We start from the raw sequence: 23128 nt of genomic DNA, 5'->3' as shown, positions 1-23128 counted from the left end.
GATCGGGCAACTGCCCTGCCCCCAACGGGTCATACGGCACCGCGACCGCGCCGCCCGTACGAGACGCGCCGGTCCTGCCGCCGGCGGCAGGACCCGCGCGCCCCATGTCACCGATGCCGTGGGAACTCCACGACCTGCTGGAAGGTCGGACGGTTCTGCCAGTGGATGGTGTCGTGGGTGAGCCCGCCGACCGGCCGGTGGATGATCGCGTCGGCGCACCACTGATCGCCCGCCGTGCAGGAGGCGTCGCCCGGATAGACCTCCGTGGCAGGCTTGGCGGCAGCCTGCCCCAGGGTCGCGAGAAGGGCTTCGCGGCAGGCGGACAGGTCTCCGTTACCGCAGTACGCCTTCGCGAGCCGCCCCTTCACCGGCTCTCCGAGCAGCCGGCGGAGATCCTTGTCGACATAGCTCCACCACCCGGACAGGAAGGACGAGCCGGCGTGCGACCCGGTGGGCCCGTGGCCCGCCGACGGGGATTCGTCGACCGGGATGTTGGCGCGCAGCGCGTCGTAGAGCTCCGTGCCGAGACCCGGCTTGAACGCGGCCTCGACGAGCAGCGGCCACCAGGCGTCCATGATGCGTACGGCATCGGGGTGGGTGTAGGTGTGCGACCCGGGGGCGGTTTCGCGGCGCTCCGCGCCCGCGTCGAGCCAGGATTCCAACTTTCCGACGGCGGCTGCGAGTTGCGTATCGGTCATGGGCTTGCTGCGGAGCACCTTCAGCAGCTCGGGCAGCACGTCCTCACCGCGCAGGTCGGCGAGCCCGGCGTCGGCCATGGCCCGGGTGAGCGAGGCCCGGGTCACCCCGCCACGGCCCACGAGCGCCGCCACCCGGTCGTCCAGCAGGTCCCCACGGTGCACCGAGCCGTTGCCGAAGCCGGACGAGGAGTAGTCGAGCGCCTGCTTGTTGTTCCAGGAGACGAAGTAGTCCTGGCCGATGGACTGCGGGTGCTGGGCGGGCGGGGTGTAGGCGGCGGTGTTGGCGACCGGGTTGAAGTCCCGCCACTCGTAGGTCCCTTCGGCCTTCACCGGGAGGGAGGCGTCGACGCCGGGAGCGCGTACGGGGTTCAGGCCGCTGTTGTAGTAAGCGGCTTCCCGCGAGTCGGCGTAGAACCAGTTGAAGGCGTAGTCGATGTGCTGCGCCGCGCGCTGGAAGGATCGCGCGCCGCGCACATGGCCCGGGTCGTTGAGCATCTGGAAGCCGATGATCGAGTCGGCCTCGTGGCGGTAGGTGGAGCGCAGCAGCGCGTATGCGACGGGCTTGCCGCCGACGGTGGCGCGGTGTGTCACGGTGCCGTACTCGGTGCGGTACACCTGCATCCGGTACGAGCCGGCCGGGGTGGAGTCGGCCAGCGACGGCTTCCACGCGTTGCGCTGCTCCAGCTTCTCCATCGGCTTGCAGCTGCCCCGGTAGCGGTAGTGCGTGGAGTCCTTGGTGGGCGGGGAACCGTCCGGTTCGCACAGCTCGAGGGCGTAGGTGTCGGTGATGTCCTGGGACGCCGAGGTCGCGCTCCAGGAGTAGTCCTGGCCGCGGCCCAGTTGGACGTACATCCCGATGCCCGCGAAGGACGCGCCGCGCGCGCTGATGCCGGGGCCCTGGAGCTCCTGGAGCATCAGCAGCTGGGGGGCGATGTAGCCGGTCTGCGGGCCGAAGACGGCGACCGGGTTGCCGCTCGCGGTGTGCTCGCCCGAGACGAGCAGGGCGTTGGACATACCCCGCGGCCTGCTGAACAGATCGGCGGGCAGCACCCCGTCGTCGAAGATGCCCTGCAACGGCTTCAGCTTCTTCGGGGCCTTGACCGGATCCTTTGCCCGGGGCTTGCGGGAATCGGCCGCCGCACCCGTGCGGTCGAACACCAGCGGCTCAGGGGTGACCGAGCCGCGGTCCGGAAGGGCGGTGCCGCGCGCCCTGTCCGGCTTGCCCGCGTACGGGAAGCGCTGCCCGTCGTGCACGGTGAGCACGGACTCCGGGTCGTTGCGCATCCGGAAGGACTCCCACACCTTCGTGCCTTCGGCGACGCCGTACTTCTGCTGCGCGGCGAGCAGCGAGAGCGCCGACTGCACTTCTCCGCCACCGCCGTTGCCGAAGAGCCCGCCGACGACGGAGGCGAGCGCGATCAGGTCGGTGAGCTTGAACGGCTCGATCTCACCGGCGTTGGTGATGGCGTCGATATGGCCGGTGAGGACGTACTCGCCGGGGAAGTAGCGCCCGTTCTTCGACTGCTCCCGGTATGCGTTGAGGCCGTCGATGTACGCCTGCGCGTCCGCCATGGCCTGCTTCCCGCGCTCGCCGCCCGTCTCGGTGATCCGGTCGATCTGGGCTTGGAGGTCCTTCTCGGTGTACGGCGCCAGCGGCCAGAACTGCTGCTCCAGGCCCTGGTTGGCGGGTGCGCCGCCCGCGAAGGGAGTGAGCTGCCCGCGGCCGATATGCCGGAAGAGGTCGATGAGCCAGAGCCGGTCCTGGCCGGCCGCGTATCCGGCGCCGAATTCGGTTCCTTCGCGCGTGGTGCCCTGGATGTGCGGCACGCCGGTCTTCTTGTCACGGGTGATCGTCACGTCGGGGCGCGGCCTGGTGACGGAGGCGACCTGGTCCTCGGGCACGCCGAAGGAGGAGTCGTTGAAGAACTCGGTCAACGTGTCGTCGGTGAGGGAAGTATGGCCTGCGACGAGGTCGTTGTACGGGCCCAGTTGGTCGGAGCTGTGGGCTGGGCGGGTGCCGAAGAGGCGGTGGGCCAGGATCTCGGCGAGCGTGGCGTTGCCGTTCTCGCCCGGCGGCAGGATGTCTGCGCACTGGCCCTGGCAGTAGTCGGCGACGGGTGGGCTGCTCGGCTCTGCGGCGGCGGCCTGCGGCAACGGCGAGACCAGTCCGGCGATCAGCGCGAGCAGGGCGGCGGTGAGGCGTGGGGTGCGCGGTCGCATTCCTGCTCCTCCCGAGTACGGGACCCAAAACGGTGGCCGGGAGGTTACCGCCGGTACTGCGCCACCGGAAGATGAACAGACGTCAGCTTCTTCCGGATCTGCAGGAATCACGCGGGGAGTTGAGCGCCCCGGCGAGAGCACCAACGCCCGGTCCGCCCACGACTCCGGCCGCGAATCGCCAGGCAGTTCGATGGATCCGAATCGCTCCGGGATCCGTCCATTCCTCATCGCCGGAGTACCAGCCGAAGTTCGAGCCACGGAGGTGGCAAGGAAGATGGCCGGATTCAGAGCCCTCGCCGAGCACGTACGCGACCCACGGATCCCGACCCGGCAGCGGCGCACCGCCCTGCGCAAGTGCCTGGAGAAATTCGCCCCTTACGGACACCGGGCGACCTGGCACCACCTGTGCACCCGGGTCGGCATCGGAACGGGAGACCGCCAGCCGGAGCCCGCGCGGCTCGTCGCGGCACTCGCGGAGCTGGAGGAGGCGCGGACCATCTGGCTCGCGTACGACGTGGAGTTCGCGGCCCGGCGCAAGCGCGAGAAGCACGCGGGCATCCGGCAGCCCGGCGCTCTGGACGAATGGCATCGCCGCACGTGGGGCGGGTGCGGCGTGGTCTGGTGCGACGACCCGCAGCACCACCCGACGGCACCCCTCCCCGACGTCCTCCGGCGTCTCATCGCGGCGCTGGAGTCCGAGCCGCGCGAGGTGTGCCCGGTGTGCGCGGACGACCGGATCGTCTGGCGCCACGGCCTGGAGCGCCATCCGGGTTCGGGACCGGTCTGCACGGGCTGCGGCATCGTCGTGCCCGAAGCCGTGCTGACGGACGAGGCGCTGATGACGGCCAAGAGATGCCGAAGAGCGGCGCTGGCCTCGTAGCGCACTACGTCCGCCCACGCCGCGTCCCGCAGCCCTTCCCCCGCCGGACGCCACTCGGCGACACCCGGTCGCCGGGCTCCATCGCACCCTGAAGTCCCGGAAACGGGGCGGGCCACCAGCGCCGACCGGGCCACGCAGCGCCGCCTTGGCGGCGTCGGCGTCCCGCGCAGCGAGGCTTCCGCCGGCGAGTCCGCCGACAGCCTCGCCGTCTGCTTCAGTGACCATGCCCCCCATGGCCTGCTCGCCCGGTTCGCCTCCTACCGGCAGGCGGGCTGACCGGCCCCGGCACCGCTCAGGCGACCAGGCGCCGCGACGCCGGAGGCCGCGACGAGACATGGGACGGCAACCCACCTCGGACACGGCGAGGTCTGGCCCGTTACCAGGCGGTAGTGCGACGATTCTGCTCCAGTCGCCGAGAGAACGGACGGGCATGGCCGAGCTGCACGATCTGACAGCGCTGGAGCAGGCGGAGGGAATCCGGGAGGGGACGCTCTCGCCGCTCGAGCTGACCGAGCACTACCTGCGACGGATCGACCAACTGGACCAGACTCTGGGCGCGTTCATCACCCTCACGCCCGAGATCGCCCGGAAGCAGGCCACCGCCGCGGAGGACGAGGCGACGGCCGCGCGCCGCGAGGGCAGGGAACTGCCGCCGCTGCACGGCGTGCCGGTGCCGGTCAAGGATCTCAACCTCGTGGCGGGCGTGCGCTGCACCTTCGGCTCCGAGGCCTTCAGCGACCACATCCCCGACGTCGACGACCATGTGGTCACCAAGCTGCGCGCCGCGGGCACGGTGATGCTCGGCAAGACCAACACCCCCGAGTTCGGCCTGCCCTGCTACACGGAGAACAAGGTCGCGCCCCCGGCCCGTACGCCCTGGGACCTCGACCGGTCCGCGGGCGGGTCGAGCGGCGGGGCGGCGGCCGCCGTCGCGGGCGGCCTCGCGCCCGTCGCCCACGGCAGCGACGGCGGCGGATCGATCCGCATCCCGTCCTCGGTCTGCGGTCTGTTCGGCATCAAGCCGAGCCGCGGCCGGGTCAGCGGCGGCCCGGCCCTCCACGACATCAGCGGGCTCAGCACGTCCGGGCCCATCGGCCGTACGGTCGCGGACGCGGCGGTGCTGCTCGACGTGCTCGCCGGGCCGATGCCAGGCGACCCGTACGGCGCTTCGTCCCTGCCGCCGGGCGAGACCTTCCTCGCGGCCGCCCGGCGGCGCCCGGCCGGCCGGCTGCGGATCGTCTCGCTGCTCACGCCGCCCGTTCCCGGCGTGGAGCTGCACCCCGACTGCCGGGCCGCCGCCGACGGCGCGACCGCGCTGCTGCGCGAACTCGGCCACCACGTGGACGAGCTGGAGCTGCCGGTGGACGACACGGTGCGGACCGCCTTCACGACGGTCTGGGACGTCATGGCCCTGGCGCGCCCGGTGCCGGCCGGCGCCGAAGGGCTGCTGCAGCCCCTCAGCCGCCATCTGCGCGAGCGCGGCGGCAAGGTGACGGGCCAGGAGTTCGCGGACTCGATGTACGCGTTCCGGGCCCTGGGGCAGATGATCGCGGACGCGCTCCTGACCCCGGGGACGGGCTACGACGCGATCCTCACCCCGACCCTGGCCCAGCCCCCGGCCCTGGTGGGCGCGTTGCGCAACGACGCGGACCCGGACGCCGAGTTCGCGGCGATGGCCGCCTTCACCCCGTTCACCCCGATCTACAACGCCACCGGCCAGCCCGCCGTCAGCGTGCCGCTGCACTGGACGGACGAGGACCTGCCGATCGGCGTCATGTTCGGCGGCCGCTACGGCGAGGAGACGACCCTGATCTCGCTCTCCGCCGAACTGGAGGAGGCCCGGCCGTGGGCGGCGAGGCGGCCGGCCGTCTGGTGACCGGGCCGGGTCCGCTTGGGGTGGCTCGGGCGGCTTGCCCAGCTGGGATAGCTCGGGTGGCTCGCGTGGCTGGGCGGCTCAGCGTTTGCGCTGCACCAGCAGCCGCGAGCCGTCCCCGCGCTCGCCGAAGCGGTCGTCCGGGTTGGAGAGCACGCACGTGTCGAGCGAGAGGCACCCGCAGCCGATGCAGTCGGTGAGGTGGTCGCGCAGCCGGTTGAGCTGCTGGATGCGCTGATCGAGTTCGGAGCGCCAGGCCTCGGAGAGCCTGGCCCAGTCCTCGCGGGTCGGGGTGCGCTCGTCGGGCAGCTCGGCGAGCGCGTCCCGGATGGTGGCGAGCGGGATGCCGACGCGCTGCGCGGCGCGTACGAACGCGACGCGGCGCAGCGTGTCACGGTTGTAGCGGCGCTGGTTGCCCGACGTGCGGCGGCTGCTGATCAGGCCCTTGGACTCGTAGAAGTGCAGTGCCGACACGGCTGCGCCGCTGCGCGCGGACAGCTGGCCGACGGTGAGCTCGTGAACAGTTGTGGGTATCTGCGGCACAGGACCCAACCCTACGTCGGCGACGCGTTGACAGAAGACCGCCTTCGAACCATGCTGGCAGGTGCTGAGCAACTGCTTAGTACGTAACGTTGCGCACGGTGCGTGCGCAAAGCCGGTGGAGGTATCGGAGATGGCGGAACCCCGGGTCTTCTCATCGCTCGACGAGCTGCGGTCCGCGGTCGGCGACCAGCTGGGCTTCAGTGACTGGCTGGAGGTCGACCAGAAGCGGATCGACCTGTTCGCGGACGCGACCGGCGACCACCAGTGGATCCACGTGGACCCGGAGAAGGCCGCGGCCGGGCCGTTCGGCACGACCATCGCCCACGGTTATCTCACGCTGTCGCTGCTGCCCGCGTTCGTGCCGCAGCTGCTCCGGGTCGAGGGCGTGCGGATGGGGATCAACTACGGCTCGAACAAGGTCCGCTTTCCTTCGCCGGTGCCGGTCGGCTCGCGCCTGCGGGCGACCGGGAAGATCGCCGAGGTGACCGAGGTCGAGGGCGGCGTGCAGCTGACCACGAGCGTGACGGTCGAGCGGGAGGGCGGCGCGAAGCCGGCGTGCGTGGCGGAGACGGTGAGCCGCTTCTATCTCTAGCCGGTTCGCTCCAGCCGGTTCTTGTCGTCAGCCCTGGGGGGCGGCGCCAACCATCCGCAGGACGAGGTCGGCATACAGCCGCCCGACGTCGTCGGGGGTGCGCCGGCCCTCCGGGTTGAACCAGCGGGCCACGTCGATGCAGAGGGACAGCACGGCGAGCGTCGTGCCGGCGACGTCGGGTACGTCGAAGTCGCCCGCGTCGACCCCCTCCTGGATGATCGACCGCATCGTGGCGTCGACCTCGCGGCGCAGCCCGACGATCTCCGCGTAGTGCTCCTCGCCCAGCGCCCCCAGCTCGTACTGCACCACGCGGGCGGTCGTGTGGCGCTCGGCGTGCCAGCGGACGAAGGAGCGTACGGCGGTGCCGAGGCGGTCGGCGGGGGTGCCGTCGCCGGCTGCCGCATCCTGGAGGATCCCCAGCGAGAGGCGGTGGCCGACGCTGCTGATCTGGAAGAGCAGCTCTTCCTTCGTCTTGTAGTGGATGTAGAGGGCGGCCGGGCTCATGCCGGCGCGGCCGGCGATATCGCGGGTGGTGGTCGCGTGGTAGCCGCGCTCGGCGAAGGCCTGGACCGCGGCGATCACCAGTCGCCTGGCCGCGTCGGGTGCGACGTCGTCCCACTGCTCGGCCATGCACTCGGCCCCCTGCCCGGCCGTACGGTCAGCCGTCCGCTCCGCCTCGGTGCCCATTGCACGCACGTCCCGTCCTCCGGCCCCGCGGACCCTCCGCCGGCCGGACAAACACCATACCTCCGAAGCTGAGCAAGCGCTTAGGGGGCCTGTCCGTGCGGGCCGCTCAGAACGCCGATTCTCCCGTCAGGGCACGGCCGATCAGAAGCTTGTGGATCTGGCTGGTGCCCTCGTAGAGCGTCATCACGCGGGCGTCGCGAAGCAGCTTGCCCGCGGGGTATTCATCGATATAGCCATACCCGCCGAACACCTGCAGGGCGTTGTTGGCGCAGCGCACCGCGGCCTCGCTCGCGTACAGCTTGGCGACGGAGGACTCGGTCGCGAACGGCAGCCCGCGCTCGATGTGGTCGGCCACCCGCCACGTCAGCAGCCGGGCCGCCTCGACGTCCACCGCGATGTCGGATATCAGCTCCTGGACGAGCTGGTGCCGGGCGATCGGCCGGCCGAACTGCTCGCGCTCGCCCGCGTACCGCACCGCCGCATCCAGGCACGCCTGCGCGATGCCGACGCAGCCCGCCGCGACCGACATCCGGCCCTTGGCCAGCGCCGACATGGCGACCGAGAAGCCCTTGCCCTCCGGGGCGATCATGGCGGAGGCCGGGACGCGGACGCCCTCGAGGATCAGCTCGGCGGTTGCCTGGCCGCGCAGGCCGAGCTTCCCGTGGATCTCGCGGCGGGTCAGACCCGGTGTGTCGGTGGGGACGAGGAAGGCGCTGATGCCCTTGTGGCCGGGCTCCTGGCCGGTGCGGGCGAAGAGCAGGACGACGTCCGCCCAGGTGCCGTTGGTGATGAACATCTTGGTGCCGTCGATGACGTAGTCGTCGCCGTCGCGCACCGCGCGCGTGGTGAGGTTCGCGGCATCGGAGCCGGTGCCGGGCTCGGTGAGGCCGAAGCAGCCGACAGCCTCGCCCGAGCAGAGCCGGGGCAGCCACGCGCGCTTCTGCTCCTCGCTCCCCCACGCGGCGATCGTCTTGGCGACCAGGCCGAGCGACACGGACAGGATCCCGCGCACCGCGGAGTCGCCGCGCCCCAGCTCCTCGGTGACCAGGACGTACGCGAGGTGGTCGCCGCCGGATCCGCCGTACTCCTCGGGGATGGTGAGGCCCAGGAAGCCGAGGTCGCCGAGGGTCTTCACGATGCCGCGGTCGACACTTTCCGCCCGGTCCCACGCGACGGCGTTCGGGACGATCTCGCGGTCGGTGAAGTCCTTGGCGAGTCGGCGGACGGCCTCCTGCTCCTCGGAGAGCTCCAGGTTCACGGCGCGCACCTTTCGTCGGCTGTCGCGGATGGCGTGGATGGCATGGATGGCGTGGATCTCGCGGCTTTCATGGCTTCCGCCGGAGTCCCGCATAAATTAGCAGTGCTAGTTTATGGGGGACGGCCTCTACTATGTGCGGCATGGCCCGCCCACGCAAGCCCCTGCTCAGCCGCGACCGAATCGTCGAGACAGCCCTGGCGCTGATCGACGAGGAAGGTCTCGAGGCCGTCTCGACGCGGCGGCTGGCGGCGGAGCTCGGGGTGAGCGGCCCGTCGCTCTACAACCACTTCAAAGTCAAGGACGAGATCCTGGACGCGGCCGCGGACACGGTCGTGGGCCAGGTCGACCTGTCGATGTTCGAGGCCGCGCCCGGGGGCCGCACGGACTGGCGTACGGCACTGCTGGAGTGGGCGCGCTCGTACCGGGCCGCGCTCGCCGCCCACCCCAACATCGTGCCGTTCCTCGCCCGCGGTCCCGGCCGCCGCCCGGCAGGTCTGCGGATGGCGGACGCCGTCTTCGGCGCCATGGTCGACGCGGGCTGGCCGCCGGCCCAGGCGACCAGGATCGGCGCCCTGATGCGCTACTTCGTCGCGGGCTCGGCGCTCGGCTCCTTCGCGCGCGGCTTCGTCGACGACGCGACCGCGTACGACCCGGCCGCCTACCCCCACCTGGGCCAGGCCCACCTGCTGGCCGACCGTCAGCAGCAGGTCGACGAGGGCGCCTTCGAGACGGGCCTCACGGCTCTGGTGGACGGGCTGGCGATGCAGTACGAGGCAGCCCTGCGGCAACTCCCCGATGACCGAAGTCCGGCGCGCGCCGGGGACGAGGGACGGGTCAAGCGAGCGCGCTGAGCAGGCGCTAGAAGACGACGAGGGTACGCCCGCCGCGGCCCGCGAGCATCGCCTCGAAGGCGGCCGGGATGCCGTCGAGGGCGATGCGCTCGGTGACCATGCCCGCCAGGTCCAGGCGGCCCGCGCGGATGTGCTCGGCAAGCAGCGGGAGGTCCTTCGCCGGGTCGCAGTTGCCGTAGACGCAGCCGGAGAGCGTGCGGCCGAAGTGGAAGAGCTCCAGGGCGGAGAAGGAGACCTGCTGTTCCTTGCCGCCGATGCCGACGACCGTGGTGCGGCCGCCGCGGCGGGTGGAGTCCCAGGCGGTGCGGATGGTCTCGGCGCGGCCCACGCACTCGACGGCGACGTCCGCGCCGTGTCCGCCCGTGAGTTTGCGGATCTGCTTCGCGGTGTCCGGGGCGGAGATCAGGAAGTCCGTCGCTCCGGCTTTGCGCGCCAGCTCCTCCTTGCCCGCGGAGACGTCGACGGCCACGATCGGTCCCGCTCCCGCGATCCGGGCCGCCTGGATCACCGCGAGCCCGACCCCGCCCACGCCGAACACCGCGACGGACTCGCCCTCCCGTACTTTCGCGGCGTGGTGGATCGCGCCGTATCCGGTGAGGACCGCGCAGCCGAGCAGGGCCGCGACCGTGAGCGGCACCCCGTCCGGCAGCGGCAGCGCGGCGTGCGCCGAGACGACGGTCTCCTCGGCGAAGACCGCGCTGCCCAGGCCGGGGTAGAGCTCCCGCCCGTCGGCGGTACGGGCGTACGGCGCGCCGGCGCCCGCCATGGCGTTGGCGCACAGCCAGGGCTCGCCGAGGCCACAGAAGTGGCAGCTGCCGCAGGACGGCGCCCAGTTGAGGACGACCGGATCGCCCGGGGCGAGGGAGGTGACGCCGTCGCCGACCGCGGTGACCGTGCCCGCGCCCTCGTGGCCGAGGACGGCGGGTACGGGCTGGCGCAGCGTGCCGTTGGACAGGGACAGGTCGGAGTGGCACACCCCGGCGGCGGCGAGCCGCACCCGCACCTGGCCCGGGCCGGGCTGCGGCAGGTCGATCTCGATGAGCTCGAGAGGTGCGTTGACGGCGGGCAGAACGGCGGCGCGGACCACGGGGTTCTCCTCGGTACGGGCGGATTCGGGGTCGAGTCCGACAGCCGCAGTCATGGCGGCCGCCGGGCTCGGGCGTCTTCAGGAACTCAGAACTGCAGCGACTTCGTCTGGAGGTACTCGGTCAGGCCGTGGGCGCCCAGTTCGCGGCCCACGCCCGACTGCTTGTAGCCCCCGAACGGGGCCAGGAGGTTGAACCGGCCGCCGTTGATGTCGACCTGGCCGGTCTCCAGGCGGCGGGCGAAGGCGACCGCCTCGTCCTCGTCCGCCGACCAGACCGCGCCCGCGAGCCCGTACACCGTGCCGTTGGCGATGCGTACGGCGTCGTCCTCGTCCTCGTACTTCAGGATCGTGATGACCGGGCCGAAGATCTCCTCCTGAGCGATCGTCATCTCCGGGGTCACGTCGGCGAAGACCGTCGGGCGGACGTAGTAGCCGGTCTCGCGGCCCTCGGGGGCCTCCGGGCCGCCCGCGACGATACGGGCGCCCTCGGCCGCTCCCTGCTCGATGTAGCCGCGGACGCGGTCGCGCTGCCGGGCGCTGACGACCGGGCCGAGGCGGCTGGCGGCGTCGTGCGGGTCACCGGGGACGTACTTGGCCGCGGCCTGGCGCGCGAGCTCGACCGCCTCGTCGTACCGTGCGGCGTCCACCAGGATCCGGGTCCAGGCGCTGCACGTCTGGCCGGAGTTGGCGAAGACGTTGGCGACGCCCACGCTGACCGCGCGGGCCAGGTCGGCGCTCGGGAGGATGACGTTGGCGGACTTGCCGCCGAGTTCGAGGGCGACCCGCTTGACCGCTCCGCCGGCCACCGCCCCGATCCGCCTGCCGACGGCGGTGGAGCCGGTGAAGGACACCAGATCCACGCCGTCGTGCTCGGCGAGCGCCTGCCCGGCGACCGGGCCGAGCCCGGTGACGAGGTTGAACACGCCGGCCGGCACGCCCGCCTCGTGCACCGCCTCCGCGAAGAGCTGGGCGACCAGCGGGGTGTCCTCGGCGGGCTTCAGCACGACCGTGCAGCCCGCGGCGAGCGCGGCCGCGACCTTGGCGACGATCTGGTGCAGCGGGTAGTTCCAGGGCGTGATCGCGCCGACGACGCCGACCGGCTCGTGCAGGACGGTGGAGTTGCCGACCTTCTCCTCGAACGCGTAGGTGGCGGCCAGCTCGGCGTAGCCGCCCGCGACCGCGATCGGCAGGTCGGCGTGCACCTTCTGCGCGAAGCCGAGCGGTGAGCCGAGTTCCGCGGTGACGGTCTCGGCGATCTCGTCGCGGCGCGCGGCGAGCGCGTCGCGCAGCGCGGCGATACGGGCCGCGCGCCCGGCGGGCGGGGTGGCGGCCCAGCCGGGGAACGCGGCGCGGGCGGCGGCCACGGCGGCGTCGACGTCCTCCGCGACGCCGGCCGGTACGAGCCCGATGACCTGCTCGTCTGCCGGGTTCACGACCTCGATCGTGCCGGTGCCGACGGGCGGCCGCCAGTCCCCGTCGATGTACATCCCGTCATGGGCCTTCATCGTGCGTCCTCCCGGACCGTCGGGCGTTCTCCGTACGGCACCCAAACTAGCGGCGGTAGTTTTGGTACCGCCAGGGTGGGTCATGTCACGCGCATCACCTGCCCGCGGAAGCGGTGGCCTTGTCATGCGCGCACGGCGAAGCGGTCCGTGGCCGCGACGACGGCTTCGGTCATGTCCGGGTATCCGGAGCCGTGTCCCGCGTCGTCCACCAGCACGAGCTCGCTGCCGCGCCACGCCTGAGCGAGCTCCCACGCGACGTCCGGCGGACTGCTCAGGTCGAGGCGGCCGTGGACCAGGACGCCCGGGATCCCGGCGAGTGCGTCCACTCCCCGCAGGAGCGCGCCGTCGTCGAGCCATGCGGCGTGCCGCCAGTAGTGCGTGACCAGCCGGGCGAAAGCCATCCGGAACGCCGGGTCGTCGTAGCGCGGATCAGGCTTGTGGTCCGCCCGCACGGCGATGTGGGAGTCCTCCCAGGCGCACCAGTCCCGGGCGGCCTTCTCCCGCACGGCCGGATCGGGGTCGTGCAGCAGCCTGCCGTACGCGTCCACCAGGCTGCCGCTCCGTTCGGCGGCCGGCACGCCGTCACGGAAGCGCGCCCATTCCCCGGGGAAGAACCGGCCGACGCCGCGCGTGACCCACTCCACCTCGCGCCGCGTGGTGGTGGCGACGCTGAACAGCACGGTCTCGCAGACGCGCTCGGGATGGCTCTGGGCGTACGCGAGCCCGAGCGTGGAGCCCCATGACGCGCCGAGTACCAGCCAGCGGTCGATGCCCAGATGCCGCCGCAGGCTCTCGATGTCGGCAAGCAGGTGACGGGTCGTGTTGGCGGCCAGGCCGACCGCCGGGTCGCTCGCGTGCGGGGTGCTCCTGCCGCAGCCGCGCTGGTCGAACAGCACGATCCGGTACGCGTCGGGGTCGAAGAACCGCCGCCACCCCGGCGTACACCCCGACCCCGGTCCGCCGTGCAGCACGACCGCCGGCTTGCCCGCGGGATTGCCGCAGGTCTCCCAGTAGAGGCTGTTGCCGTCGCCCACCTCGAGCATCCCGCTCTCGTACGGTTCGGCCTCCGGGTACGGACCGGCCATCTGACGCCCCTCCCAGCGCAGCTCGGTACGGACGGCCACCGTCTCACGCGGGGCGCGGCCGCCACGACCACGCGATCGCTCTCCGACGCCAGTCCGACGTCAGCTCCGACGTCAGGGGCGGTCAACCGGCCCCGTGCGGCGGGGCGGTAGCGGTGGTGGTGGCGGCGGCGGTGGCGGTGGTTCGGATGAGACAGCCGAGGGTGAGCCCGGCCAGGCCGATGGCATCGCGGCAGAGGGAGAAGGCGGCACTGGCGGCGATCGTGATCCGGGCCGGGCGCCTGAACGCCGGCAGGACCGGGGCGCGGGCGCGCGGCAGGCGGATTCCGCCAGGCATGCGGGTCACCCCCTCATCCACCCGGACACGGATCCAGCGGCCGGGGACGGATCCAGCAGCCGAGCGCAGACCCAGGACCCAGCGGCCGGGCACAGCTTCAGATTCGCACGCCGTACGGGGCCCGCGCGGCGCCGTCCGCCCGGTCAGGCCCCCGCCGGACCCCGTAGCGCGCAGGCGCGCACGCCCCGCGGCGGCATGCGACGCTGAGACGGCCATGACTGCTCGCGGGACGAATTGGCGCACCCGGCCCGGCGGGCCCGCGGCCCTGAGCGCGGCCGGGTTCGGCGCGCTGTTCGCGGACCTTCAGGAGCGGGCCGGCGGGGCGCGGGAGGGCGGCGCGGCGCGCTGGCGTACAGCGCGTCCGCCCAGGTGCTGGCCGCGGCCGCCGAGGTACGGACCGGGCGCACCGTGACCCTCGCCGCCCCGGTGGAGACCCGCTCCGGCCCCGACAATCCCGATCCGTGCCGCCACGAGATGACCGCGTGGGCCGAGCAGGACCCCGGCCCCGGGCTCCACTTCGCCCGGGACCGCTTCGCTATGAACGTGCACGGCGACGCGGACAGCCACCTCGACGCCCTCTGCCACGTCATCTACGACGCCTCACTCCACGGCGGCGTCCCCGGCGCCACGGTGACGGAGGGCGGCGCCGAGGAGCTCACCGTCGAGGCGGTGCGGGACGGTATCGCGGGCCGTGGGGTCCTGCTGGACATCCCCGGGCTGCGGGGCGTCCCGTGGCTGGAGCCCGGCGACCATGTGACGGCCGCTGAACTCGCCGCGGCGGAGGAGGCCCAGGGCGTACGCGTCCGGGAGGGCGACATCCTGCTCGTACGGGTCGGCCACCGCAGGCGCAGAGACGAACTCGGGCCGTGGGCCGCATCGGAGGCCCGCGCCGGACTGCACCCGGACGCGGCGGAGTTCGTGGCCGAACGCCGGGTCGCGGTGCTGGGCAGCGACGGCAACAGCGATGTCGCCCCGAGCCTCGCGGAGGGCGTGGCCTACCCCGTCCATGTGCTCGCCGTGCACGCCCTGGGCGTGCATCTGCTGGACTACCTGCAGTTCGAGGACCTCGTGCCGGTCTGCGAACGGGAGGGCCGCTGGTCGTTCCTGTGCGTGATCGCACCGCTCCGGCTGCCGCGGGCCACCGGCTCTCCGGTCAACCCGATCGCGATTCTCTAGCCGTATCCGAGGTCTGGTAGCCGGATTCCCGCCCGCCGCCTACGACCCCCTGCTCCGCGCCGCCGCCCCCGCGGAGCGGCCTGGCTGCCGCGGCCGATGCGATCAGGAGCAGGACGCCCAGCATCGCGAACGGGGCGGCCGTGCCCGCGAGGCCCGCGGCGAGGCCGGCGGTGGCCGGGGCGGCGACCTGGCCGAGGCGGTTGCCGGTCAGGCGCAGGGCGAGGGCCGTGCTGCGGGCCTCGTCCGGGGCGGCCTGCACCACGGTGGTCATGGACAGCGGCTGTCCCACCCCGAGGCAGAAGCCCAGGGCCGCGAGGAGGATGCCGAGTGCCCAGGCCGGGAGCGGTACGGCGATGCCCGCGCAGAGCAGTGCGGCGGCGAGGCAGCTGAGGACCAGCAGGGCCGTACGGCCCAGGAGGCGGATCATCGGGGTCATGACGAGGCGGCAGGCGATGGTGGCCGCGGCCCGCAGGCTCAGCAGCAGGCCGATCGTGGTGGGCGCGATGCCGCGGTGCTCGCCGACGACCGGGAGGTACGCGGTGAGGATGTCGGTGGCGGAGAGCACGGCGAGGCTGGTGAACATCCCGGCGGGCACGCCCCGGGTGCGCAGGATGCGGTGGACCGGCACCTTCGCGGCGGTCCCGGGCCCGGTCCCGGGCCCCGTCCCGGCACCGGCCCCCGTCCCCGTCCCGGGCTCCTCGCGTACGGGCAGGGTGTCGCGGCGCTCGATCCGCCACAGCGAGGTGAAGGAGAAGGCGGCGACGGCGGCCGAGACCAGCAGGGCTGCTGCGCTGGTGCGGGACAGCGCCCCGTCGTGCCCGGACACCAGCAGGCCCGTGGCGATCGGACCGACCAGCTGGCCGAGCGAGGCGCCGATGGTGAAGTGGCCGAAGTTGCGGTCCTGTTCGGCCGGGGCGCTCTGGCGGGCCACGATGCTCTGCGCGCCGATGACGAACGCCAGGTGGCCGAGGCCCATCACACCGCTCCACGCGGCCATCGCGGGGAGCGAGCCGGCCGTGCCGCTCAGCGCGCAGCCCACCGCGATGAGTGCCACGCCGACGGGCAGCAGGGGCGCGCACCGCCCGTGGTCCGTACGCCGCCCCAGGGGCACCGCCGCGAACAGCGGCAGCAGTGCGTAGACGGCGGCGATGACACCGACGGCGCGGGCGTCGGCGCCCAGGGCGAGGGCCCGGTAGGAGACGGCAGGCCGCGCCATGGACACCGCACCCTGCGCGAAAGCGAAGGCGATGACCAGGCGGACCAGCCAGCCCCTGCCGGGCCCTGCATACGTCACGGTCGGATGACTCCGGTCAGATCTCCGGTCGGATTCTTCAGTCGCATCCCCGGTCGGATGTCCCGTCAGATGATTCCGAAGAGCAGTCCTGCTCCGAGCACCACCAGCGAGGTGAGCGCCGCCCACTTCACCGTAAACCTGGTGTGGTCCCCGAATTCCACCTTCGCCATGCCCACGAGCACGTACACGGCGGGCACCAGCGGGCTGGACATGTGCAGCGCCTGGCCGATGAGCGAGGCGCGGGCGATCTCGACAGGGGCCACGCCGTGCGCGGCTCCGGCCTCGGCGAGGATCGGCACGATGCCGAAGTAGAAGCCGTCGTTCGACATGAAGTACGTGAACGGGATGCTCAGCAGGCCCGTGACCAGGCCCATGTGCGGGCCCATGCCGTCGGGGATGGCATCGACCACGGCTCGGGCCATGTGCTCGACCATTCCGGTGCCCGTGAGGACTCCGGTGAAGACGGCGGCCGCGAAGACCATGCCGGAGACGTTGAGGACGTTCTCGGCGTGTGCGGCGATACGGGCCTTCTGGTCAGGCATGTGCGGGAAGTTGACGGTCAGCGCGATTGCGGCACCCAGCAGGAACAGCACCGGGATCGGCAGGACCTCCATGATCAGGAGGGTGAGCAGGGCGACCGTCAGCGCGGCGTTGAACCAGTAGAGCTTGGGCCGCAGCGTGGTGCGGTTCGGGTCCAGTACGGCGGCGCGCTCGTCCTCCGGCGTACAGTCCGCGTCCGTGCCGGAGCCGCCGAGGCTCTTCTTCGTACGGGCCGCGGAGCCGCCGTCCGCACCGGCACCGGTCCCGGCACCGGCGCCCACGAGGACCTGCTCGGACTCGGACTCGGCCTCGGTCTCCGGCTCGAGGACCTCGTCGAGGGTGAGCACGCCGAGGCGCCTGCGCTCGCGGAGGCCCAGGAAGTAGGCGAGAGCGAAGACGAAGACCAGGCCGACGGCGAGCGCCGGGATCATCGGGACGAAGATCTCGCCCGTGTCCAGCTTGAGCGCGGTGGCGGCGCGGGCGGTCGGGCCGCCCCAGGGCAGGGTGTTCATGACGCCGTTCGCGGTGGCGGCGACACCCGTCATCACGACGAGGCTCATCTTCAGGCGCTTGTAGAGCGGCAGCAGCGCCGAGACGGTGATCATGAAGGTGGTGGAGCCGTCGCCGTCGAGCGAGACGATGGCGGCGAGCACCGCGGTGCCGATCACGACGCGCAGCGGATCCGCCTTGCAGAACCGCAGGATGACCCGGACGATCGGGTCGAAGAGACCCACGTCGATCATCACGCCGAAGTACACGATGGCGAACATCAGCATGGCGGCCGTGGGCGCCAGATCGCCGATGCCCTTGAGCACGTAGTCCCCGAGGCCGGCGCCCTGTCCGGCGAGGACGCAGAACAGCGCGGGGATCAGGACCAGCGCCGCGATCGGGGACATCTTCTTGGCCATGATCAGCACCAGGAAGGTAGCAATCATGACGAATCCGAGGATTGTCAGCATGTGGACACCTATCGTTCGCCCTTGAACTCCACCGTGGGGTTCGGCGGTCCGGACGACCGTAGGTGGCGAAACTCGGCGTCAACAAGGCCTTGAGGCGTGAGCAATAAGCGCAAAAGCCCAGGTCAACGCGGTGTGGTCCGCGCCGGAGGCGGCTGCGCGGCTACGGCTGGCTGCCCGGCTACGCCTCCAGCGTCACCGTGAACGAGAAGCGGTCGCCGCGGTAGTGGATGCGAGCGACGTCGACGACGCGGCCCGTGTCGTCGTACGTCACGCCCGTGTAGTGCAGGATCGGGCTCAGCAGCGGGACGTCCAGCAGACGGGCCGTCTCCGGGTCCGCGAGCCGCGCCTCCACCGTGTCGGTGATCCGGCTGATCCGCACCCCCACCGCGTCGCGCAGCACCTTCGTCATCGGCCAGCGCGTCAGGTCCTCGATCTCGATGCGCTCGGCGAGTTCGGGACGCACCGCGTTCTCGGCCCAGTTGGTCGGCTCGCCGTTGCTGCCGTCGCAGCGCAGCCGCCGGTACCGCACCACTTCCTCCAGGTCCGGGAAGTGCTCGGCCAGCTCCGCCGGTACGGGCGCGGGGCCGTGCCCCAGCACCGTGGCGGCCTCACCCGACTGCTGGGCCACGATGGCGTCCACCGAGCCCAGCAGCCGTACCGGCGCCCCGCGCTGAGCCGCAGGCTCGATGAAGGTGCCGCGCCGCCGGTGGCGGCTGATCAGCCCTTCCGTCTCCAGCTCCTTCAGCGCCTGGCGCATGGTGAGCACGCTGACGCCGTAGTGCTCCGCGAGCTGGCCCTCGGTCGGCAGCCGCAGCGGCGCATCGGGGCGGCGCCCCAGTATCGAGGCGCGAAGCGACTGCGAGACCTGGTACCACAGCGGCAGCTTGCGGTTCAGGACGAGCGAGTCGGGGGCGAAGGCGGTCACGGCGAAAGCTCCGAAAGCTCCGGTCAGGGGCGGAAATCAGGCGGAAATCAGGGGCGGAAATTCCGCTGCAGACCCTGCCACACGTCGTCGTAGCCTCGCTGCAGATGGTCGGCGGACAGTGCCTGCTCGGTGGCGGTCACCGGCCAGCGGGTCTCGAACATGATGGCCAGGCCGCCCTCGATTTTCTGCGGCTTCAGCTCCGCCGCGCTCGCCCTGTCGAAGGTCTCACGGTCGGGTCCGTGCGCGGACATCATGTTGTGCAGCGAGCCGCCGCCCGGAACGAAACCTTCCGCCTTCGCGTCGTACGCGCCCTCGATCAGGCCCATGTACTCGCTCATCACATTGCGGTGGAAGTACGGCGGCCGGAAGGTGTCCTCGCCGACCAGCCAGCGCGGCGCGAAGACGACGAAGTCGACGCCCGCGAGGCCCGGGGTGTCGGACGGGGAGGTCAGCACGGTGAAGATCGACGGGTCCGGGTGGTCGTAGCTGATGCTGCCCAGCACATTGAAGCGGCGCAGGTCGTAGACGTAAGGAACGTGGTTGCCGTGCCAGGCGACGACGTCCAGCGGCGAGTGGTCGTAGGTGGCCGCCCAGAGGTTGCCGCAGAACTTGTTGATCACCTCGACCGGCCCTTCGCGGTCCTCGTACGCAGCGCTGGGCGCGAGGAAGTCCCGGGCGTTGGCGAGTCCGTTGGCGCCGATCGGGCCGAGGTCGGGGAGCGCGAAGGGCTGCCCGTAGTTCTCGCAGACATAACCGCGCGCAGTCGGGCTCTGCCCGCCGATCGGCGCGGCATCGAGCAGCTCGACGCGGAAGCGGACCCCGCGCGGGATCAGCGCGACATGGCCCGGCTCCGCCCGCAGCAGGCCGAACTCGGTGCGCAGCAGCAGACCGCCCTGCTCGGGGACGATCAGCAGCTCGCCGTCGGCGTCGGAGAACACCCGGTCGGTCATGGAGCGGTTGGCGGCGTAGAGGTGGATGGCCATGCCCGTGCGCTGCCGGACGTCGCCGTTGCCGCCGAGGGTCCACAGCCCCTCGACGAAGTCGGCGGGCCCGTCGGGCTCCGGCAGCGGGTTCCATCGCAGCCGGTTGGGGTCGGGGACCGCCTCGTCGAACGGCGCCGCGCGGAGGGCTCCGTTGCCGGTCCGCCGGAACGCCGGGTGGGCGGCCGAGGGGCGGATCCGGTAGAGCCAGGAGCGGCGGTTGTGGTGGCGCGGCTCGGTGAACGCGGTGCCGCTGAGCTGCTCCGCGTACAGCCCGAGCGGCGCGCGCTGCGGCGAGTTACGGCCGGTGGGCAGGGCCCCGGGGATCGCCTCGGAGCTGTGCTCGTTGCCGAACCCCGAGAGGTACGCCAGCCCTTCGGCCGTCTTCCTCGCCTGCTCGCTGTCCGTACTTCCCGTACTGCCCGTGCCGCTTGTACCGCCCGTACCGCTCATCGCGCGCTCCCGCCGGTCGACCCACCGCTCAACGATTCCTATGTCAGACCATAGGAATCACGGGGAGGGCGCGTCAACGAGGCCTCGCGGCATGATGGGGCCGTGCACACGCCCACAGAGCAGCAGCCAAGCCCGCCCCTGCGGCGCATGCCCGTGCAGCGGCGCAGCGCCGACCGCCTCGCCCGCATCCTCGACGCCTGTGCAGAAGTTCTGGACGAGACCGGCTACGAGGACCTCAGCACCCGCGCCGTCGCCGCCCGCGCAGGCGTACCGATCGGCTCCGTCTACCGCTTCTTCAGCAACAAGCGGGACATGGCCGACGCACTCGCGCACCGCAACCTCGACGTCTACATCGCCCGCGTGGCGGACGGCCTGGACGCCGCGCAGCCCGTCGACTGGCGGCGCGCGATGGATGTCGTCCTGGACGTCTACATCAATATGAAACGGGACATGCCGGGCTTCGCGCTGCTCGACTTCAGCGTGCCCGCACCCAGCGGCCGGCGGGGCGGCGGCGCCAATCCCCTGGTCGCCGAGCGGCTCTGCGGGCTGCTCGCGGAGCCGCTCGGCCGTGCCGCCGACGCGGATCTGCAGCGCACCTTCCTGATCGGGGTCGAGGCGGCCGACGCGCTGCTCCAGCTGGCGTTCCGCACCGTGCCGTCCGGCGATCCGCTGATCATCGCCGAGACCAAGGAGCTGCTGCGCGCCTACCTCGCGCGCACCCTCGACTGACGGGTCGGACGAGAGCTCGGCCGGCTGGCCGGAAGGGCCTCGACCGGCACCCCCACTGACAGGATGCGTACCGGTCGGTATGGTCGGAGGCAATGCCGCGCGCCACCGTCGCCGCCGCCGTCCCACCGGGAGGGACCATGCCCCGTACTGCCGCTGCCGACCGCACGACTCGTACCGCCCTGCGTATCTGCCCGCTCTGCGAGGCCACCTGCGGCCTCACCCTGACGATCGACGGTGCGGACCGGGTCACCGGCGCCCGCGGTGACCGGGACGACGTTTTCAGCGCGGGGTTCATCTGTCCCAAGGGCGCCGCGTTCGGCGAGCTCGACGGCGACCCCGACCGGCTCACCCGGCCCCTCGTACGCCGCGGCGGGCAGCTCGAGGAGGCGAGCTGGGCGGAGGCGTTCGACGCGGTGGCCGCCGGGCTGCGGCCGCTGATCGAGGAGCACGGTTCCGACGCGGTGGCCGTCGTCCTGGGCAACCCGAACGTGCACACCATGGCCGGGGCTCTCTACCCGCCGCTGCTGCTCGGTGCCCTGCGCACCCGCAACATCTACTCAGCCAGCACGGTCGACCAGATGCCCAAGCACGTCTCCAGCGGCCTGCTGTTCGGAGACGCCTTCGCCATCCCCGTACCGGACCTCGACCGCACCGACCACCTGCTGCTCATCGGCGCCAACCCACTCGAGTCCAACGGCAGCCTGTGCACCGCTCCCGACTTCCCCGGGCGGCTCAAGGCGCTGCGCCGCCGCGGCGGCACGCTCACCGTCATCGACCCGCGCCGCACCCGTACGGCCAGACTCGCCGACCGGCACGTGGCCGTACGCCCCGGCACGGACGCCCTGCTGCTCGCCGCCCTCGTGCAGGTCCTCTTCGCCGAGGACCTGGTGGACCTCGGCGGGCTCGACGGCCATGTGGAGGGGGTGGCCGACGTGCGCGCCCAGACCGCCGACTTCACGCCCGAGGCCGTGGCCGAGGCGTGCGACGTGCCGGCGGAGGAGATCCGTACGATCGCCCGCGAGCTGGCGGCCGCTCCGACGGCCGCGGTCTACGGCCGGGTCGGCAGCTCGACCGTCGAGTTCGGCACGCTCGCCAACTGGCTGGTCGACGTGCTCAACACGCTCACCGGCAACCTCGACCGGCCCGGCGGCGCGATGTTCCCGCTCGCCGCCACCGCCCGGGCGCCCCGCCCTGCCGCGCCCGGCAAGGGTTTCGCGCTCGGCCGCTGGCGCAGCCGGGTCAGTGGCCACCCGGAGGCCAAGGGCGAGTTCCCGGTGGCCGCGCTCGCCGAGGAGATCGACACGCCGGGCGATGGCCGGGTGCGGGCCGTGATCGCACTCGCGGCCAACCCGGTCCTCTCCGCGCCCGACGGCGACCGGCTCGACCGGGCCCTGGAGGGCGTCGACTTCATGGTCAGCGTCGACCCGTACCTCAACGAGACCTCGCGCCACGCGCACGTGGTGCTGCCCCCGCCCCGCCCCTCGCAGGTGCCGCACCACGACTTCGCGTTCAACGGCTTCGCCATCCGTAACCAGGCCCGCTTCACGCGCGAGGTCGTGCCGCTGCCGGACGACCGGCCCGACGAGTGCGAGATCCTCGCCCGGCTCGTGCTGTGCGTGAACGGCATGCACGGCGTGGCGGGGCCGGCCGACGTCGACGCGATGGCGATCGACATGACACTCGCGAAGGCGGTGGCCGATCCGCACTCGCCCGTGCACGGCCGCAGCGCGCAGGAGCTGGCCGGACAGCTCACCGGCCGCACCGGCGCCGAGCGGCGGCTCGACCTCATGCTGCGCCTCGGGCCGTACGGGGACGGGTTCGGCGCCGACAGCGAAGGGCTGAGCCTGGAGAAGCTGCTCGCCCACCCGCACGGCATCGACCTCGGCCCCCTGGCATCACGGATCCCGCAGATCCTCAAGACCCCCAGCGGCAAGGTCGAACTGTGCCCCGCCCCCATCGCGGAGGACATGCCCAGGCTGCGCGGCGCGCTGGACGGGCGTCCCGAGGAGCTCGTGCTCGTCGGCCGCCGCCATCTGCGGTCCAACAACAGCTGGATGCACAACGTGCCCGCCCTCAGGGGCGGCAGCAACCGCTGCACCCTCCAGGTGCATCCGGAGGACGCGGCCCGGCTGGGGGTCGTGGACGGCGGGAAGGCCCGGGTGAAGGGGGACGGCGGAGAGCTGCTGGTGCCGGTGGAGGTGACCGACGCCGTACGGGCCGGGGTCGTCAGCCTGCCGCACGGCTGGGGCCACGACCGGCCGGGGACCCGCCTTTCGGTCGCGTCGGAGGACGCCGGGGCGAACGTGAACCAGTTGCTCGACGGAACCCGTCTCGACCCTCTGTCCGGCACGGCGGTCCTCAACGGCTTCCCGGTGCAGGTGGCCCCCGCGGGGTAGCGCTCGCGCCGAGCGCTACCCCGCGCCTGCGGCCCGGGGCCAGCGCGGAGAGCCAGGGACAGG

Annotated in this window: 19 protein-coding genes; 7 read left to right on the top strand and 12 right to left on the bottom strand. The window is 72.4% G+C overall.

What is annotated here, in order from left to right; all coding sequences use genetic code 11:
• Positions 1 to 107: 107 nt before the first annotated feature.
• Positions 108 to 2918 carry a penicillin acylase family protein gene (locus ACTWP8_RS09390; protein WP_443321681.1) on the bottom strand — a complete coding sequence of 937 codons (2811 nt, stop codon included), beginning with the start codon at positions 2916 to 2918 and terminating at the stop codon, positions 108 to 110.
• Between the two features lie 274 nt (positions 2919 to 3192).
• Here ACTWP8_RS09390 and ACTWP8_RS09385 point away from each other — a divergent pair, with 274 nt between their 5' ends.
• Positions 3193 to 3798, top strand: coding sequence for a hypothetical protein (locus ACTWP8_RS09385; RefSeq protein WP_443321680.1), 606 nt, complete (start codon positions 3193 to 3195; stop codon positions 3796 to 3798).
• A gap of 430 nt (positions 3799 to 4228) precedes the next feature.
• Positions 4229 to 5674 (top strand): amidase, encoded by a 1446-nt coding sequence (locus ACTWP8_RS09380; RefSeq protein ID WP_443321679.1) that lies wholly within the window; start codon positions 4229 to 4231, stop codon positions 5672 to 5674.
• A 78-nt stretch (positions 5675 to 5752) separates the two neighbouring features.
• On the opposite strand, the gene soxR is transcribed toward ACTWP8_RS09380, so the two are convergent.
• A complete protein-coding gene (soxR, locus tag ACTWP8_RS09375; RefSeq protein ID WP_443321678.1) occupies positions 5753 to 6214 on the bottom strand; it encodes a redox-sensitive transcriptional activator SoxR in 462 nt (153 codons plus the stop codon).
• A 130-nt stretch (positions 6215 to 6344) separates the two neighbouring features.
• On the opposite strand from soxR, the gene ACTWP8_RS09370 reads away from it, so the two are divergent.
• Entirely contained in the window at positions 6345 to 6806 is a 462-nt protein-coding gene (locus ACTWP8_RS09370; RefSeq protein ID WP_443321677.1) for a MaoC family dehydratase, read from the top strand.
• A 27-nt stretch (positions 6807 to 6833) separates the two neighbouring features.
• On the opposite strand, the gene ACTWP8_RS09365 is transcribed toward ACTWP8_RS09370, so the two are convergent.
• Positions 6834 to 7436, bottom strand: coding sequence for a TetR/AcrR family transcriptional regulator (locus ACTWP8_RS09365; RefSeq protein WP_443321872.1), 603 nt, complete (start codon positions 7434 to 7436; stop codon positions 6834 to 6836).
• Positions 7437 to 7599: 163 nt separating this feature from the next.
• Positions 7600 to 8751, bottom strand: coding sequence for an acyl-CoA dehydrogenase family protein (locus ACTWP8_RS09360; protein ID WP_443321676.1), 1152 nt, complete (start codon positions 8749 to 8751; stop codon positions 7600 to 7602).
• 140 nt (positions 8752 to 8891) lie between these two features.
• On the opposite strand from ACTWP8_RS09360, the gene ACTWP8_RS09355 reads away from it, so the two are divergent.
• Positions 8892 to 9602, top strand: a complete 711-nt coding sequence (locus ACTWP8_RS09355; RefSeq protein WP_443319738.1) for a TetR/AcrR family transcriptional regulator — start codon at positions 8892 to 8894, stop codon at positions 9600 to 9602.
• Positions 9603 to 9609: 7 nt separating this feature from the next.
• Here ACTWP8_RS09355 and ACTWP8_RS09350 read toward each other — a convergent pair whose 3' ends face one another.
• The 4 genes from ACTWP8_RS09350 to ACTWP8_RS09335 all read right to left on the bottom strand — a co-directional run bounded on the left by ACTWP8_RS09350 (position 9610) and on the right by ACTWP8_RS09335 (position 13622).
• Positions 9610 to 10743 (bottom strand): Zn-dependent alcohol dehydrogenase, encoded by a 1134-nt coding sequence (locus ACTWP8_RS09350; protein WP_443321675.1) that lies wholly within the window; start codon positions 10741 to 10743, stop codon positions 9610 to 9612.
• 32 nt (positions 10744 to 10775) lie between these two features.
• Positions 10776 to 12194, bottom strand: coding sequence for an aldehyde dehydrogenase family protein (locus ACTWP8_RS09345; RefSeq protein WP_443321674.1), 1419 nt, complete (start codon positions 12192 to 12194; stop codon positions 10776 to 10778).
• Between the two features lie 122 nt (positions 12195 to 12316).
• On the bottom strand, positions 12317 to 13279 hold the full coding sequence (gene pip / locus ACTWP8_RS09340) for a prolyl aminopeptidase (protein ID WP_443321871.1): 963 nt from the start codon (positions 13277 to 13279) through the stop codon (positions 12317 to 12319).
• 121 nt (positions 13280 to 13400) lie between these two features.
• Entirely contained in the window at positions 13401 to 13622 is a 222-nt protein-coding gene (locus ACTWP8_RS09335) for a hypothetical protein (RefSeq protein WP_443321673.1), read from the bottom strand.
• 360 nt (positions 13623 to 13982) lie between these two features.
• On the opposite strand from ACTWP8_RS09335, the gene ACTWP8_RS09330 reads away from it, so the two are divergent.
• Positions 13983 to 14789: a cyclase family protein gene (locus tag ACTWP8_RS09330; RefSeq protein WP_443321672.1), complete on the top strand. Its 807-nt coding sequence runs from the start codon at positions 13983 to 13985 to the stop codon at positions 14787 to 14789.
• On the opposite strand, the gene ACTWP8_RS09325 is transcribed toward ACTWP8_RS09330, so the two are convergent.
• The 4 genes from ACTWP8_RS09325 to hmgA all read right to left on the bottom strand — a co-directional run bounded on the left by ACTWP8_RS09325 (position 14767) and on the right by hmgA (position 19940).
• Positions 14767 to 16083: an MFS transporter gene (locus tag ACTWP8_RS09325; protein ID WP_443321671.1), complete on the bottom strand. Its 1317-nt coding sequence runs from the start codon at positions 16081 to 16083 to the stop codon at positions 14767 to 14769. The two genes, ACTWP8_RS09330 and ACTWP8_RS09325, sit on opposite strands and share 23 nt — an antisense overlap.
• Positions 16084 to 16148: 65 nt before the next feature.
• The gene (locus ACTWP8_RS09320; RefSeq protein ID WP_443321670.1) at positions 16149 to 17582 is read right to left on the bottom strand and encodes a CitMHS family transporter; all 1434 of its coding nucleotides are present in this window, start codon (positions 17580 to 17582) and stop codon (positions 16149 to 16151) included.
• Positions 17583 to 17760: 178 nt separating this feature from the next.
• The gene (locus ACTWP8_RS09315) at positions 17761 to 18507 is read right to left on the bottom strand and encodes a GntR family transcriptional regulator (protein ID WP_443321669.1); all 747 of its coding nucleotides are present in this window, start codon (positions 18505 to 18507) and stop codon (positions 17761 to 17763) included.
• A gap of 47 nt (positions 18508 to 18554) precedes the next feature.
• A complete protein-coding gene (gene hmgA, locus ACTWP8_RS09310) occupies positions 18555 to 19940 on the bottom strand; it encodes a homogentisate 1,2-dioxygenase (protein WP_443321668.1) in 1386 nt (461 codons plus the stop codon).
• A gap of 147 nt (positions 19941 to 20087) precedes the next feature.
• On the opposite strand from hmgA, the gene ACTWP8_RS09305 reads away from it, so the two are divergent.
• Both ACTWP8_RS09305 and ACTWP8_RS09300 read left to right on the top strand, forming a co-directional pair.
• Positions 20088 to 20669 carry a TetR/AcrR family transcriptional regulator gene (locus ACTWP8_RS09305; RefSeq protein WP_443321870.1) on the top strand — a complete coding sequence of 194 codons (582 nt, stop codon included), beginning with the start codon at positions 20088 to 20090 and terminating at the stop codon, positions 20667 to 20669.
• A 137-nt stretch (positions 20670 to 20806) separates the two neighbouring features.
• Positions 20807 to 23065: a molybdopterin oxidoreductase family protein gene (locus ACTWP8_RS09300; protein WP_443321667.1), complete on the top strand. Its 2259-nt coding sequence runs from the start codon at positions 20807 to 20809 to the stop codon at positions 23063 to 23065.
• Positions 23066 to 23128: the final 63 nt, after the last annotated feature.

It is taken from the genome of Streptomyces sp. 7N604, assembly GCF_052245475.1.
GTDB lineage: Bacteria > Actinomycetota > Actinomycetes > Streptomycetales > Streptomycetaceae > Streptomyces.
This window is presented reverse-complemented; position numbering and strand designations above follow the sequence as displayed.